General features: G+C 70.7%; 12 protein-coding genes and 2 pseudogenes. 9 read left to right on the top strand and 5 right to left on the bottom strand.

Annotated elements, in window-relative coordinates; genetic code table 11:
• Positions 1–88: 88 nt before the first annotated feature.
• Positions 89–1,033, bottom strand: coding sequence for a MerR family transcriptional regulator (locus tag ADK57_RS17970; RefSeq protein ID WP_053750486.1), 945 nt, complete (start codon positions 1,031–1,033; stop codon positions 89–91).
• Between the two features lie 132 nt (positions 1,034–1,165).
• On the opposite strand from ADK57_RS17970, the gene ADK57_RS17965 reads away from it, so the two are divergent.
• From ADK57_RS17965 to ADK57_RS17960, 3 genes are all read left to right on the top strand, one after another.
• Positions 1,166–2,686, top strand: coding sequence for an alpha/beta fold hydrolase (locus ADK57_RS17965; RefSeq protein WP_053750485.1), 1,521 nt, complete (start codon positions 1,166–1,168; stop codon positions 2,684–2,686).
• A gap of 110 nt (positions 2,687–2,796) precedes the next feature.
• Entirely contained in the window at positions 2,797–3,114 is a 318-nt protein-coding gene (locus tag ADK57_RS52000) for a transposase (RefSeq protein ID WP_159050094.1), read from the top strand.
• Positions 3,115–3,165: 51 nt separating this feature from the next.
• On the top strand, positions 3,166–3,477 hold the full coding sequence (locus ADK57_RS17960; protein ID WP_053750484.1) for an NIPSNAP family protein: 312 nt from the start codon (positions 3,166–3,168) through the stop codon (positions 3,475–3,477).
• Here the strand turns inward: ADK57_RS17960 and ADK57_RS17955 are convergent.
• Positions 3,474–4,397, bottom strand: coding sequence for a LysR substrate-binding domain-containing protein (locus ADK57_RS17955; RefSeq protein ID WP_053750483.1), 924 nt, complete (start codon positions 4,395–4,397; stop codon positions 3,474–3,476). The genes ADK57_RS17960 and ADK57_RS17955 overlap by 4 nt on opposite strands.
• A 79-nt stretch (positions 4,398–4,476) precedes the next feature.
• On the opposite strand from ADK57_RS17955, the gene ADK57_RS17950 reads away from it, so the two are divergent.
• The 4 genes from ADK57_RS17950 (at position 4,477) to ADK57_RS17935 (ending at position 8,152) form a co-directional block, all read left to right on the top strand.
• Complete coding sequence (locus ADK57_RS17950; protein WP_159050093.1) at positions 4,477–5,214, top strand: SCO6745 family protein; 738 nt, start codon at positions 4,477–4,479, stop codon at positions 5,212–5,214.
• A gap of 288 nt (positions 5,215–5,502) precedes the next feature.
• Positions 5,503–6,000 carry a gamma carbonic anhydrase family protein gene (locus tag ADK57_RS17945; RefSeq protein ID WP_199830609.1) on the top strand — a complete coding sequence of 166 codons (498 nt, stop codon included), beginning with the start codon at positions 5,503–5,505 and terminating at the stop codon, positions 5,998–6,000.
• A gap of 560 nt (positions 6,001–6,560) precedes the next feature.
• Positions 6,561–7,181 (top strand): RNA polymerase sigma factor, encoded by a 621-nt coding sequence (locus ADK57_RS17940; RefSeq protein ID WP_234390266.1) that lies wholly within the window; start codon positions 6,561–6,563, stop codon positions 7,179–7,181.
• Positions 7,178–8,152 carry a hypothetical protein gene (locus ADK57_RS17935; RefSeq protein ID WP_053750481.1) on the top strand — a complete coding sequence of 325 codons (975 nt, stop codon included), beginning with the start codon at positions 7,178–7,180 and terminating at the stop codon, positions 8,150–8,152. The genes ADK57_RS17940 and ADK57_RS17935 overlap by 4 nt, the downstream gene beginning before the upstream one ends.
• 306 nt (positions 8,153–8,458) lie before the next feature.
• Here ADK57_RS17935 and ADK57_RS17930 read toward each other — a convergent pair.
• Positions 8,459–8,698, bottom strand: a pseudogene (locus ADK57_RS17930) (transposase); the annotation flags it as partial.
• Between the two features lie 123 nt (positions 8,699–8,821).
• Between ADK57_RS17930 and ADK57_RS17925 the strand changes: the two are divergent.
• Complete coding sequence (locus ADK57_RS17925) at positions 8,822–9,637, top strand: SAM-dependent methyltransferase (protein WP_053750479.1); 816 nt, start codon at positions 8,822–8,824, stop codon at positions 9,635–9,637.
• 530 nt (positions 9,638–10,167) lie between these two features.
• On the opposite strand, the pseudogene ADK57_RS51265 reads toward ADK57_RS17925, so the two are convergent.
• Both ADK57_RS51265 and ADK57_RS47530 read right to left on the bottom strand, forming a co-directional pair.
• Positions 10,168–10,363, bottom strand: a pseudogene (locus ADK57_RS51265) (LysR family transcriptional regulator); the annotation flags it as partial.
• Between the two features lie 384 nt (positions 10,364–10,747).
• The gene (locus ADK57_RS47530) at positions 10,748–11,848 is read right to left on the bottom strand and encodes a nuclear transport factor 2 family protein (RefSeq protein WP_078973190.1); all 1,101 of its coding nucleotides are present in this window, start codon (positions 11,846–11,848) and stop codon (positions 10,748–10,750) included.
• A 150-nt stretch (positions 11,849–11,998) separates the two neighbouring features.
• Here ADK57_RS47530 and sigJ point away from each other — a divergent pair, with 150 nt between their 5' ends.
• Positions 11,999–12,937 (top strand): RNA polymerase sigma factor SigJ, encoded by a 939-nt coding sequence (sigJ, locus tag ADK57_RS17910; protein ID WP_053750478.1) that lies wholly within the window; start codon positions 11,999–12,001, stop codon positions 12,935–12,937.
• The last annotated feature ends 101 nt before the right edge of the window (positions 12,938–13,038 follow it).

The following is a 13,038-nucleotide window of genomic DNA, read 5'->3' as shown; positions in this document are numbered from 1 at the left end:
GCTCGGCTCCGGGATCTCGGAGAGCACCCGCGGATATCCTCGGTCGGCACGACGCTGGGCAGACCGTCGGAACAGAACAGGTAGCTGTCTACGCCGATTTGGCGTTGTCCCGCTCCAGTGCCGCGCGCAGCCAGTCGTCCGCGGAGCCCGGGGTCGGCTCCGCCCGGCCGCCCGGCGGCGTGAGCACCACGGCCGTCAGCTCCCAGTACCGGTCCAGACGCGGCCCGGCCGCGAGCCGCGCGGCCAGCAGGCGGCGGAACTCCCGGGTGTCCCGGCTGCCGTACACGCTCGCGTGCACCGCCACGTAGGCGTCCAGCGCCTCACCCGGGAACGGATCCCGTGCTCGGCGCAGCTGCGGGCCCGCGAGCTCGTACGCCTCGGCGAGGCCCGCGTACAGCACGGCCGCCCCGCGGGCCCCGGCCACCCGGTGCACCTCCGGCTGGGGCTGCCGGCCGGCGGGACAGGGGGCTGTCGTCATCGCGTGCAGCTGGGCGAAGGCGAGCACCTGCGCCGGGTCCGGCTCGTCGGGCGGCTGCGGAACGGCCACCTCCAGAAACGCCGCCGTCGCCCGGGCCGGCATCCGCGGCGGCAGCCAGCCACGCCAGAACCGGGCCAGCGGTGCCGTGCTCGGCGGGCTGCTCACCGCGCCGATCAGCCGCAGCCGGTCGGCCCGCTTCGCGGGTGGGCACTCACGCACCAGCCGCAGCGCCGCCTCCCGCCAGCGCAACGCCTTCAGCTCACTGCCCAGCTCGCGCAGCCGGCCCGCGACGGCGTCCTCCAGCACCCCGCCCTCCGCGCCCTCGTCCTCCAGAACCCGGCGAACCTCGGGCAGCGGCAGATCGAGGGCGCGCAGGGAGCGGATCAGCCGCAGCCGCTCCAACCCCTCGGGGCCGTACCGGCGATGCCCGCCGCCGCTGCGGGAGGCCTCAGGCAGCAGACCCCGGTCGGAGTAGAAACGGACGGTCTTCACGGTGACACCCGCCCGCTCGGCGAGCTCGCCGATGCTCCAGAGATCCTCGTGCGACGTGGACAGTTGAACCTCCCTCTGGGGGAGTTCCTACGATACCGGCGCGCGGGCCCGGCGAAGTCCCCGGTCCGCGGGACCACGGCGTGCGCGACCGGCGCGACCGGCGCGACGTCATGTTACGGACCCAAGGAGAGGGCCATGACCGTGTTCATCATGGTGGCGGGCGTGTTCACCGGCACCCATGTGTGGCAGGAGACGGCCGCGCGGCTGGCCGCGGCGGGCAGCGAAGTGCACGCGGTCCCGCTCACCGGAGTCGACGCGGACCGCCCCACCACGTCAGCCAGCGTCGATCTGGAGACGCACATCGCGGACGTGATCGCGGTGATCGACGCGGTGGACGCGGTGCCCGGCCGGGAGATCGTGCTCGTCGGTCACGACTACGGCATCCACCCGGTGCTCGGTGCCACCGACCGGCGGCCACAGCGCGTCGCCCGCGTCGTGTACCTGGACTGCGGGATGCCGCAGAACGGCGTCCCGGCCCTGGCCGCCGTACCGGACCAGACCCTGCGCGCGCAGCTGGCCGAACGGGCCCAACGCGGTGAGGCCGAGGGCGAGTTGGCGCCGCCGACCCGTGACGAGTGGCAGCGCTGGGGCAGTACCGCCGGCGTCTCCGACGCGGCACTGGACCGACTCACCGCCCTTGCCGCGCCGCAGCCGCTGAGCACCCTGCTCCAGCCTCTGCGGCTGTCTGGGGCGGTGGCCGCCGTGCCCACCACCGGGGTGCTGTGCACCCGTAACGGCGTCAGCGTCGACCTGGTGCAGCGGCTCGTCGACTTCGGCGACCCGATGCTGGCGGCCCTGACCGACCCTCAGACCAGCTTCTTCGAACTGCCCACTGGGCACTGGCCGATGCTGTCCTGCCCCGCCGAACTGGCGGCCGTCCTGCTGCGCGCCGCGGCCGGCGAGGGGCGCCGCCTGCGACCGGCCGGCGGCGGCGCGCCGCCCGCCCATCTGCGCCCGTTCCCGCTGGAGGTGCCCGAGCTGCCCCGGGACCGCAAGGGACATGTCGACCTGTACGTCCCCGACGCCGAGGGCCCGCGACCGGCCGTGGTCTTCGTGCACGGCGGCCCGGTCCCCGCCGGGGCCCGGCCGACCCCGCGCGACTGGCCGACCCTGGTGGGATACGCCCGCCTGGCGGCCGCCGAGGGCATGGTCGGCGTGACCCTCGACCACCGGCTGCACGACATCGCCGACTACGAGCGCGCCACCGCGGACGTCACCGCCGCGGTGGAACTGGTGCGCGCCGATCCCCGAGTGGACGCCGACCGGGTCGCCCTGTGGTTCTTCTCCGGTGGCGGCCTGCTCACCGCGCACTGGCTGACGAAACCCCCGGCCTGGCTGCGCTGCCTGGCCGCCTCCTACCCGATCCTGGCGCCGCTGCCCAACTGGGCGCTGACCGGCAGCCGGTTCCGCCCCGCCCGGGCGGTCACGCACGCCGGTCCCCTGCCCATCGTCCTCCTCCGTGCGGGGCAAGAGACACCCGAGATCGCCGCCACCGTGGAGGAGTTCGTGACCGCGGCCAAGGACTGCGGGGCGCACCTGGAACTGGTCGACGTCCCGAACGGCCACCACGGCTTCGAAACCATCGATGCGCCCGAGGAGACTCGTCCGGCCCTGCGCCACGCCATGCGTTCGGTGGTGACCCACCTGACCGGCTGACGCCCGGGCTGAGCGCCGTGCCCCGCCCGCCGGCGAAAGCCCCTAGGTCGCCGGACACGCCGGTGACGGGCCTACCCCTCAGGCCGGTTCATCGACGTCACGTGGTCAGCTTGCCCACACGAGCAACAACGGGCCACTCGATATGGAACGGCCTCGTTCCCGGAGATCGTGCCGGCGCCGCGCAGCTGCCGGGTGCGACCGCACTGGACGGCGAGCTGGCCGTGTGGGAGGAAGCCGCCGGCCTGCCTTCGAGCGGGTGCAGCATGAGACGCGCCCGCTACCGCGGCCTGCGAAAGACCCACCTCGAGCACGTCTTCGCCGCTGTCGCGCTCAACCTGATCCGCCTCGACGCCTGGTGGAGCGGGCATCCTTTGGACCGCACCCGTGTCAGCCACCTCGCCCGGCTCGGCCTTTCCCTCGCCGCGTGACCCCCTGGTGCTGCTCACGAAGTCCGAACCGTCACACGGCATCATGCAGGCATGATCACCATTCATCTGAAGTACGAGGTCGACGCTGACAAGCTCGAGGATTTCGAGGAGTACGGTCGCCGCTGGGTCCGGCTCGTCAACCGTTTCGGCGGGACGCACCACGGCTACTTCCTGCCGAGTGAGGGCGACAGCGACATCGCCTACGCCCTCTTCTCCTTTCCCAGCCTGGCCGCGTACGAGCAGTACCGCACGGACAGCATGTCCGACGCGGAGTGCCAGGAAGCGTTCGAACTGGCTCGTGACACCCGCTGCATCAAGCGGTACGAGCGCCGCTTCCTCCGGCCGCTCGACGGCCTGTCCTAGATGTTCTGTCCCGGGAGGTGCGTGGCGCGACCCTGCCGCGCGGCGGTGCGCAGCGCTGCGATGACGGCTGTGGTGGTCGGGTTCGCGGTCTCGGTGTGACGGTTCGCGGCGAACAGGAGGCGCAGGATCGGGCGGTCCTCGATGGGCGCCGTGCGGATTCCGGGTGTGGCCGGGTCGATGGCCGTCCGGGGGACGAGCGCGGTGGCGAGGCCGGCCCGCGCGAGGGCGAGCTGCGCGGCGATGTCGGCGGTGACGTAGCGCGTCGTGGGTGTGAAGCCGGCCTGGTGGCAGGCGTGCAGGATGGCCTGCCCGCAGTCCGTGGTCGGCGGCGGCACGGCGAGGCTGTGCGTGGCCAGTTCCCGCAGCACGACGGGCCGCTCGTCGGCCTGGCCGGCCGCGGTGACGACGAGCAGCGGATCGTCGAGCAGCGGCGAGACCTCGATGCCCCGGGGTGCGGTGTCGGGCAGGTGGTGATAGCGCTGTCCCAGCACCACATCGACGGTGCCGAGCGTGAGTTCCCGCAGTTGCGCCTGGTCGGTGACAAGGCAGGTCACGGTGAGCTGAGGGTGGTGTGAGCCCAGTGCGGTGAGCGCGGGGGCCACGATCGTGGCGACGGTCGACGGCAACGCGGCGAGCGTGGCGGTGGTGCCGACCGTGCCCTTGACCGCTGCGACGGCACTCTCGGCCTCCTGCACGGCGGCGAGGATCCGGTCGGCGTGTTCGAGGAGCACCCGACCCGCCTCCGTCAGTGCCACGGTTCGCCCGTCGGGGCGCAGCAGATCGGCCCCCACGTCGTGCCGCAGCGCGGACAGCTGCTGGGACACGGCACCGGCGGACAACGCCAGTGACTGGGCGGCCGCGGCGATGGAGCCGCGGGCGGCGACGGTCCTGAGCATGTGCAGACGGCGGATATCCAGCATGACTCGATAGATTACCTAAAGGGTTCCATCAGAAATCACCCACTTGACCTATTGAGTCATGGTGGGCGACCTTCGGCGCATGGAGATCTTCGAGTGCATCGCCGCGGTTGCCCGGCCCATCCACGATTTCGGCGACGAGTTCATGTCCGACGAGGCGACCGCCGCCGTCGGTCTGCGTGCCGGGTTTCCGCCAGGGCGCGGCTTCTACTGCCGCGGACGGTTCGGGGTGCTCGGCGAGGCACCGGCCTCGGTGGTCCAAGCGGTACAGGGCTTCCTCGGACCCCACCTGGTTACCGCTGGCTGGCTGGCAGGACGGTCCGTGATGCCGGCGGAGGAAGCCGCTGCCTGCTATGCACAGGCCGTCCGCACGTGGGGGCGCACCAGCATCCCTGCCGACGTCGACGTGGAGCACTTCAACCGCTTGGCACAGCAGCTGATCGACGCCGCCGACGCCGACGCACTGCCTCTCTTCGCCGGCTGGCGCGCGCAACCCTGCCCCGGCAACGACCCGGTCGGTGCGGCCATGCAGCGCATCCATGTACTGCGGGAACACCGTGGCGCCTGCCATCTGGCGGCAATGCGCCTGTGCGGGCTGAGCGCCCGAGCGGCAATGGTCATCAACCTCGGCGTCGAACAGGCAACCCGCTACGGTTGGCAAGAGCCACATCCCGTTGCCGCAACCCTGGTCCCCCGATGGCAGCGTGCCGAGCAGCTCACCGATGAGCTGCAGGCGCCGCTCTACGCCACGCTGACCGACCGGCAACGTACCGAATTCGCCCAGCTCGTCCACGCGTTGACCGCCTCCCCGACCCCGTGACCGGGCGTCGAGAACACCAACAGGAGCACGAAGCCCAGCCGGTCGTCACGACCGGCCCTGGACGCCAACCCAAGCCAAATCTGACGAACCAGCAGAACACCCTCTCGCGGGTACTCAGCCAGGCCCGGCGCGGGCCTTGCCTGGTGAAATGGTGTGCGCCAGCGCCCCAGGGCGCGGCATGATCGCGGCCATGCTGATCGCTCATGAGGGTTGTTCGCCGAAGGTCCACCCCACGGCCTAAGTTGCTCCGACCGCCACGCTGTGCGGGGACGTGCGCGTGGGTGCCGGGTGCTGTTCGGTGCGGTGCTCACCGCCGAGGGCGGGCCGGTGAAGCTGGGCGAGGGCAGCATCGTGATGGAGAACGCGGTCCTGCGTGGTACCCGACGGGATCCGCTGATTCTGGGACGGCAGGTCCTGGTGGGCCCCACCTCCTACCTGACCGGCTGCCGGGTCGAGGACGAGGTCTTCCTGGCCACCGGCAGCCGTGTCTTCAACGGAGCACGGATCGGGACCCGCTCCGAGGTGCGGATCAACGGCATCGTGCATCCGCGCACCGTGCTGCCCGCCGACTCGATGGTGCCGATCGGCTGGGTCGCCGTCGGCGACCCGGTGCGTATCCTTCCGCCGGAGGACCACGACGGGATCTGGGCGGTGCAGAAGGACCTGGACTTCCCCGGCTGCGTCTTCGGTCTGGACCGCCCAGCCGACGGTGAGAGCCTGATGCCGGCCGTCTCCGAACGTTTCGGCCGCGGCCTCGGCCGCCGCAGCAACGATCAACAGATCTGAGCCCCGCCCGAGGAGCTCGGTCCTGCCATCCACCGCTCGGCTCCACCAGGCAAGCCGCAATGAGTGCCTGCCTTCAGCCTCGCGGCAAGCCACCGACACCTTTGCCGTCGGCGAGCGACGGTCACAGTCGGCCGGTCAGGGGGCCCAGCGCTGTCGATACTCGTGACTCCCGTCCGGTCCCGACGGCCTGGTGCCTCTCGAACCGCCGTCGAACTGCTGGCCTTCCTCGTGAACAGAGCCACCCCCGAATAATCCGGCAGGATCATTACCTCCGTCAAACGTGAGTTGGCACCACGTGGCGGAGGTGTCGCGCCCAGACTGCGGGTTCAGAGCGCCTGCACGGGGCCATCGCCGTCGGCGGCACGCCGCGCCATCCGCCGTTCGCCATACGCCAGCTCCATCGACAACGGCCGAGCAATGATGCACGCGTTCGAGCCGCGCCAACAAAAGACGAGGCCACTCCGACAGGGAGCCACACCGGCAGGAGGTGCGAACGGATCCGCAACTTGATGACAAGTACAGGGTGAGACCGTCGTCCGGCGGTCGGAGACGGAGATTCCGTGAAACCGGATACCCGGCAACACGAGCAGCGCAGCGACGGCGCCCCCAATCTTGACGGCGACAGCGACGCCCAGCTGACACGGTCGGCGGCGGGGGACGCGGCGGCGTTCACCCCGCTGGTGGAGGCGTACTCGCCCGCCCTGCACGGCTACTTCGCCCGGCGCATGCCCGGCGCGGCGGACGATCTGCTGGCCGAGGCGTGGCTGCAGGCGTTCGCCGCGCGGCGCACGTTCGACCCGTCGCGCGGCTCGGCGCGGGGCTGGCTGTTCGGGGTGGCCCGCAACGTACTGTCCCAGCACCTGCGGCGGGCGGGGCGGCAGGAGGCCGTACCGGGAGTGGAGATCACCGATCCCTGGCAGGCGGTGGACCAGCGGCTCGACGCGGCCGCGCTGGCCCCCGCGCTGCGCCGGGCGCTGGCCGAACTGCCCGTCGAGGAGCGGGAGGTGCTGCTGCTCGTCAGCTGGGAGCAGCTCACCCCCGCCGAGGCGGCCGCCGCCGTGGGCATCCCGGCGGGCACCGCCCGCTCGCGGCTGCACCGGGCACGGGGTCGGCTGCGCGACCGGCTCGCACCGACACGCCCGGTCGGACGGCACCTGAGCGTGACGGGAGACGTGGCATGAGTACGTACGACGACGTGGAGCGGACCGGCATGAGTACGCAGGACGTGGAGGAGACCGGCATGACCGAGCGGGCGGTGTTGCTGGACTTCCCCGGCGCCGATGCACTGGTGGCCGCAGGGCGGGTCGAGCCGCCGTCGGCACAGGCGCTGGCCAGGGCGCTGGCGGGGATCGAGGCGGCGGTGGCCGCGCAGGAGGTCGCGCAGGAGGCCGGGCACGCCGCCGGGCGCAAGAAGGGTGCTGTGGTGACCGCACCGCTGCGGGTGATGTCCGGGCGCCGCCGGGTCCTCGTCGGCCTGTTCACCGCCGCCGCGGTCGCGGTCGGCGTGGTGACGTACGCGAACACCGGTGAGACACCCACGGGCACGCGGAGCGAGGCGCGCGCGGACACCGCGTCCGTCTTCCTCAACGACCTCTCCACGGTGGCCGCCACCCAGTCGGTCTCCTCGGGGAAGTACTGGAAGATGCATCTGACGGTCGGCGACTCGTACCTCTCGCAGTCCATGGACTTCTACGTCGTCAACGACGGCAAGGCCTACAAGAAGGGGCACCGGCCCGACTGGCAGTTCGGGCCGAAGGACCTCGACTGGAAGGCCCTGGACCAGCTGACCACGGACCCGGCGAAGCTGCTCCGGCTGCTCCAGACTCCGCCGAGGCCCAAGAGCATCTCCCCCTTCGACCAGGCGGTCACCCTGCTCGGCGGGTCCCCGGCGAGCCCGAAACTGCGGGCGGGGCTGTTCAAGGCGATGGCGGGGCTGAAGGGCGTCAAGCTCGTCGGGACCGTCAAGGACAGCACCGGGCGAGGCGGGACCGCCCTGGAGTTCGCGGAGGCCAAGAGCGTCGGCCGGGTGATCGTCGACCCGAAGACGAGCTCCATTCTGGAGTACACCTTCACGTGGACGGCGGGAGCCGGCAAGGGCAAGGTCACCCATCAGACGTACCTGTCGGTGGGCTTCACGGACAAGATCGGCTGACACCGGACCGGCGGGGAGGTCCTCGAACAGCCGAGGGGCCTGGGGGCGTACAGCACCCCCAGGCGCCCTCGGCCGGTTGTTCCTGCTCCTGACGGTGGCGGCGTGCATGGTCGTCACACTGAGGACGGCCCCCAAGCGCCGCGCGAAACACACGATCGTGACCGTCACGAAATTCCGACCAGACCCGATTTCGGGCACCCCCATCAGCCCGCCGCCTGGTCCGGGACTACGAGCGCCTCCCGCAGCGCAGCGAGGCCCTGATCACCCACCCCTGCCCCGCGGCTTGACCCAGCCGACCCGCTAGTACCGCTGCACCGGTACCGGTTCCCACGTGGACTGGTTCACGAACTGCTGCAGGTTCTGCTCGTTGCCGTCCGGCAGCCGGGAGGCCATCACCTGGATCGACTTGCGCCGGCCGTCCAGCATCAGCCCCCGCAGACAGCAGTCGCCCTTCGCCCGCTGGTCCTTGCGCGACACCGAGGCGAACACATCCGCCACGAACAACGCCAACACCGCCCGGACACGGGTCACTTCACGTGCGTCCACACACCCAACAAGGGAGTCCCACCGGGACGCACCGGATATGTGAACTGACGTACGGAGCACGGGTGTCGGGCCGTAAGTTGTGACCGGAACTCCTCGCTTCGGCTGAAGAGACGGACGGTAGACATGACCGAGCACGCGACCACGCCCGGACCGGCGGAGCATCAGAAGATCGACACCTCGGTGCCGCACTCGGCCCGTATCTGGAACTACTGGCTGGGCGGGAAGGACAACTACCCCGTCGACCGGCAGGCCGGCGACGCATACACCGCCGTGTTCCCCGGCATCGTTCCCATCGCCCGCAGCAGCCGTGCGTTCCTGCGCCGCAACATCACGTACTTGGTCGCCGAGGCAGGCATACGACAGTTCCTGGACGTCGGAACAGGCCTGCCGACCGCCGAGAACACTCATGAGGTCGCCCAGCGGATCGCCTCCGAGTCCCGGATCGTGTACGTCGACAACGACCCGATGGTCCTGGCCCACGCCCAAGCCCTGCTCTACTCCACGCCGGAGGGGGCGACCGCCTACGTCGACTCGAACGTGCTCACCCCGGACCACATCCTGGCGGCCGCCGCCGACACACTGGACTTCAGCCGGCCGACGGCCCTGATCCTCAGCAACATCCTGGGCCACGTCGCGGACTACGACCATGCGCGCTCGATCGTCACCCGCCTGATGGGCGCGCTGCCGTCCGGCAGCTACCTCTCCATCAACGACGGTTCGCGCAGCATCGACCCGGTCTTCGAGCAGGCCCAGGACGCGTACAACGAGAGCGGCGCCGTCCCGTACAACCTGCGCACCGTCGACGAGATCACCTCGTTCTTCGACGGCCTGGAACTCCTGGACCCCGGCGTCGTCTCAGTCCCCCACTGGCGACCCGACCCCACCGACCCGGCCCCGGAAGTCATCGCCGAACACGGCGGCCTCGCCCGCAAGCCGTGACGTCACGCTGTGATGCCGTGATGTGAGGTGGCGCGGGCCCAGCGGAGGCCGAGGCCCTGAGAAATCACCCCACCCAACCCGACAGCAGTCAGACGGCGGAGACAGCCAGGCGCGTCGTCCCGACTTCGATGTCTGCGCGGCCATTTGCAGTGCGTGCATTTCCTTTCGCTCACGCCGACTTGAAGAGCTGTTCGGGCGGTGCTCTCGACAGCATCGGGAGCCGGCGAGGAAGTCATCCAGGTGATCGCCGGCCATCGTGGTGCGAAAGTGGGCCTGGGAGACCATCGCGTACCAGGCTCAGGGCGAAGGGTCATGTCGGCCGCTTGGGCTCTTTGGCGTTGATCTCGGTGAGCCAGATGGTGAGCACGTTACGGTCGCCAGCGTCCCGGACGGCGAGGAGGACCGCGAGCGACTGTCGGTGAACCGCATGGTCACGCCGGGCACCAATTGCGGCGACGCACTTCCGCAACTCGTCGATGCTGTTGGGTGCGGTGCTGTTGATATTCCGCCCCTGTTCGCCTCAAGTGTCGTCACTGCCCGGTTCGGAAGGTGAGGGGAAGTTGGGAGGCGGTCGGTGGCGCGAACAGTGCCTGGACGGTTTCGGTGGCCAGGTCGCGCAGCCAGGTGTGGGCGCGGTCGTCGTCGTAGCGCTGGTGCCACAGTAGGTACCGGGATGGCGGGCATCTGGAGCGGCAGGGGCAGTGTGATCAGGCCGAGTTGGTCCCGGGTGGTCGTGCCCCACATCCTGCGCCGACACGGTTTCAAGCCCTTCGCCGTCTCCCTCGCCCGCTGACCCCACCGGGGCCGCTACGAAGCGGGAGCCGAACCCGTAGTCGCCCGCCTGCGTGTTCCCCGAGGCCGTGATCCCGGTCCAGGACGACCAGCGATCGAACCGGAGGAAGAAGGGCTCGCACGGCGGACGCGAGTACAGCTTCGACCAGGAGCTGTACAAGCGCCGTTACGCCGTGGAATGCCGAATCAACCGCCTCAAGCGGTACAGGACCGTGGCGACCCGGTACGACAAGCGCGCGGTCCGCTACGAAGCCACCGCCAGATCGCCGCTGTCAATGACTGTCTCTGAGCCCGTGGGTCAAACGGACCTGGGCCGGGTCAGTATCCGATGGCCTCTCGGAGAAGCAGCACGGTGCCGCGCCCTGGGCGGGGTTCCGCGTTGAGGATGAGCAGGCGGTTGACGGCGCTGGGCATCCCGTACACCGCCTGGGCGCGGGCGTTCTCCAGCGGGAGGGCGTGCTCCTCGACGCGGCGCAGCGCTGTGCTCAGGTCAGGCACCACCTTCTGCGCGCCGACGATCCAGACCGCGTGGGCGGCACCGCCCGCGTTGGCAGGGAGCTGGCTGCCGCTGCCCGAGGCAAGAACGAGCGAGCCGGTCTCGGTGACCGCGGCGACGCTGTTGACGACGAATTCGGGGCCCGTGACCAGCCTTCGGATCTCGTCGGCGCCGGTGGCACGGTCCATGGCCAGGACGCGCGGCCTGATGGCGTCGTACCGGCCGCCGGCGTTGATGTCCTCGTCGATGCCGGACAGCCGGAGGGTCTCGCTGGCTCCGGTGAGCACGCCGGCGCCCTCGGGGATCAGGTCCTTGATGCGGGCGCGCGCTGCCGCGGCGTCGTCGAGGATCTCGGCGGCGAAGCCGCCTGCACGCAGCGCGGCGGCTACCCGCTCCAGTCGTTCTGCCGATGCCGGATCGGCGAAGGACGCGGCCAGAGCCGCGGTGGCCGTGGCGTCTGCCGGGTTGGTCCCGGAGCCCTGCGCCGTGTGGGGCGCCGTGCCCGCCAGCGGGGAGGTGTCGAGGTACCTGACCTCGTACACCCGCTCGGCGAACCTCCAGCCCTCCGCGGTGCGCTGGTAACGGTCGTGGTAGACCGCGTAGTTCAGACCTTGGCGTCCATCGAGGGTGCGCGCGAGTTCTTGGATGTAGGCGCGGCCGGTCGCGGTGTCGCCGTCGAGCAGGATCGTGCCGGGGTGTGTGGTCTGTACGAAGAAGTCCCACTGGCTCTGCAGCCGCTCGCCCCCGGCACGGATCTCCTCGCGGCCGACCTGCTCGGCGGGGATGTTGGGCATGCGCAGGGCACCGTCCGGCGTGAACAGCGACGCCAGGCGGGGTCGGTCCCGCATCATCGCCGCGTCGGTGAACTCGCCGCGCAGTGCCTCGATCTCGACGCGATCCGCGATGGCCTGGAAGTCGTTCATCGGAGTCCCCTGTCCGTCCTGTTGTCGTCCTCACCGGTACGACAACGCAGCCCTTCGGAATGTGAGGCGGCGCGTCGGCCTCACATTCCGGTGCGCTGTCTTGTCGTAACGGGTAGAGGCACAGAAGCGAGCGAGGGAGACGGCCAGACCATGACCACCAGAGCCGAGCCCGGCGACGATCAGAGCGATCCGGGCCTCAGCGCGATCATGAGCGAGCGGCGCCGGCTGATCAACCTCGCCTATCGGCTCCTCGGGTCCCTTGCCGACGCCGAGGACGTCGTGCAGGAGACCTACGCCCGCTGGTACGCCATGTCGGCACGGGAGCAGCAGGCCATCGAGTCGCCCGGCGCCTGGCTGGTGACGGTCGCCAGCCGCATCTGCCTGAACCTGCTCGGGTCGGCGCGGGCCAGGCGGGAGACGTACGTGGGCGACTGGATCCCGGAACCGCTGCCCGAGCCCACGGAGTGGATCACCGGTCGCTCCGGCGTCGGCGGAACCGACCCGGCCGAGCGGGTCACCCTCGACGAGTCAGTGACGATGGCCTTCCTGGTCGTCCTCGATTCGATGACCCCGGCCGAGCGCGTCGCGTTCGTCCTGCACGACGTCTTCCGCTACCCCTTCGGCGAGGTCGCCGAGATCGTCGGCCGCACTCCGGCGGCGTGCCGCCAACTGGCCTCGTCCGCCCGCCGTCGCATCCGCACTGCGCAGACCCCGGCGGGCCCGAGTGCCGGGCAGGCCGGCATCGTCAGGCAGTTCAAAACGGCGTGGGAGGCCAAGGACATCGACGCCCTGATCAGCCTGCTCGACCCCGACGCCACCGCGACCGCCGACGGCGGCGGACTGGCCGTCACCCACCTGTACCCGATCGTGGGCGGTGAGCAGATCGCACGTGCCTACGCCGAGATCGCCCGTGTGTCGGGCGACCGCACGACGTTCCTGGAGTGCACGGTCAACGGCCTGCCCGGCTTGGTGGCGCAGCAGGACGGCGCCATCGCGACCGTGTTCGCCTTCGAGATCGCGGGCGACCGGATCGGGCATATCTGGGCGGTGCGAAACCCCGAGAAGCTCCGTCCCTGGCGGATCGGTTGAGGAGCGATCCGAAACATCGCAGCGATCGGATCGTGCCCCACACCAAACCCGCGCCAACCCGCACCAAGCCCATGTCTCAAACCCGCCCTGGTCCCGCCGGG

Source organism: Streptomyces sp. MMG1533 (genome assembly GCF_001279775.1).
Taxonomy (GTDB): domain Bacteria; phylum Actinomycetota; class Actinomycetes; order Streptomycetales; family Streptomycetaceae; genus Streptomyces.
Note: the sequence above shows the minus strand (reverse complement) of the source record. Positions and strands in the feature narration are given on the sequence as shown.

Bases quoted from the DNA above. Each gene is read 5' to 3' on its own strand.
- ADK57_RS17960 (WP_053750484.1), top strand. From the start codon at position 3,166: ATGATCACCATTCATCTGAAGTACGAGGTCGACGCTGACAAGCTCGAG.
- ADK57_RS17925 (WP_053750479.1), top strand. From the start codon at position 8,822: ATGACCGAGCACGCGACCACGCCCGGACCGGCGGAGCATCAGAAGATC.
- ADK57_RS17955 (WP_053750483.1), bottom strand. From the start codon at position 4,397: ATGCTGGATATCCGCCGTCTGCACATGCTCAGGACCGTCGCCGCCCGC.
- ADK57_RS17935 (WP_053750481.1), top strand. From the start codon at position 7,178: ATGAGTACGTACGACGACGTGGAGCGGACCGGCATGAGTACGCAGGAC.
- ADK57_RS47530 (WP_078973190.1), bottom strand. From the start codon at position 11,848: ATGAACGACTTCCAGGCCATCGCGGATCGCGTCGAGATCGAGGCACTG.
- ADK57_RS17950 (WP_159050093.1), top strand. From the start codon at position 4,477: ATGGAGATCTTCGAGTGCATCGCCGCGGTTGCCCGGCCCATCCACGAT.
- ADK57_RS17965 (WP_053750485.1), top strand. From the start codon at position 1,166: ATGACCGTGTTCATCATGGTGGCGGGCGTGTTCACCGGCACCCATGTG.
- sigJ (WP_053750478.1), top strand. From the start codon at position 11,999: ATGACCACCAGAGCCGAGCCCGGCGACGATCAGAGCGATCCGGGCCTC.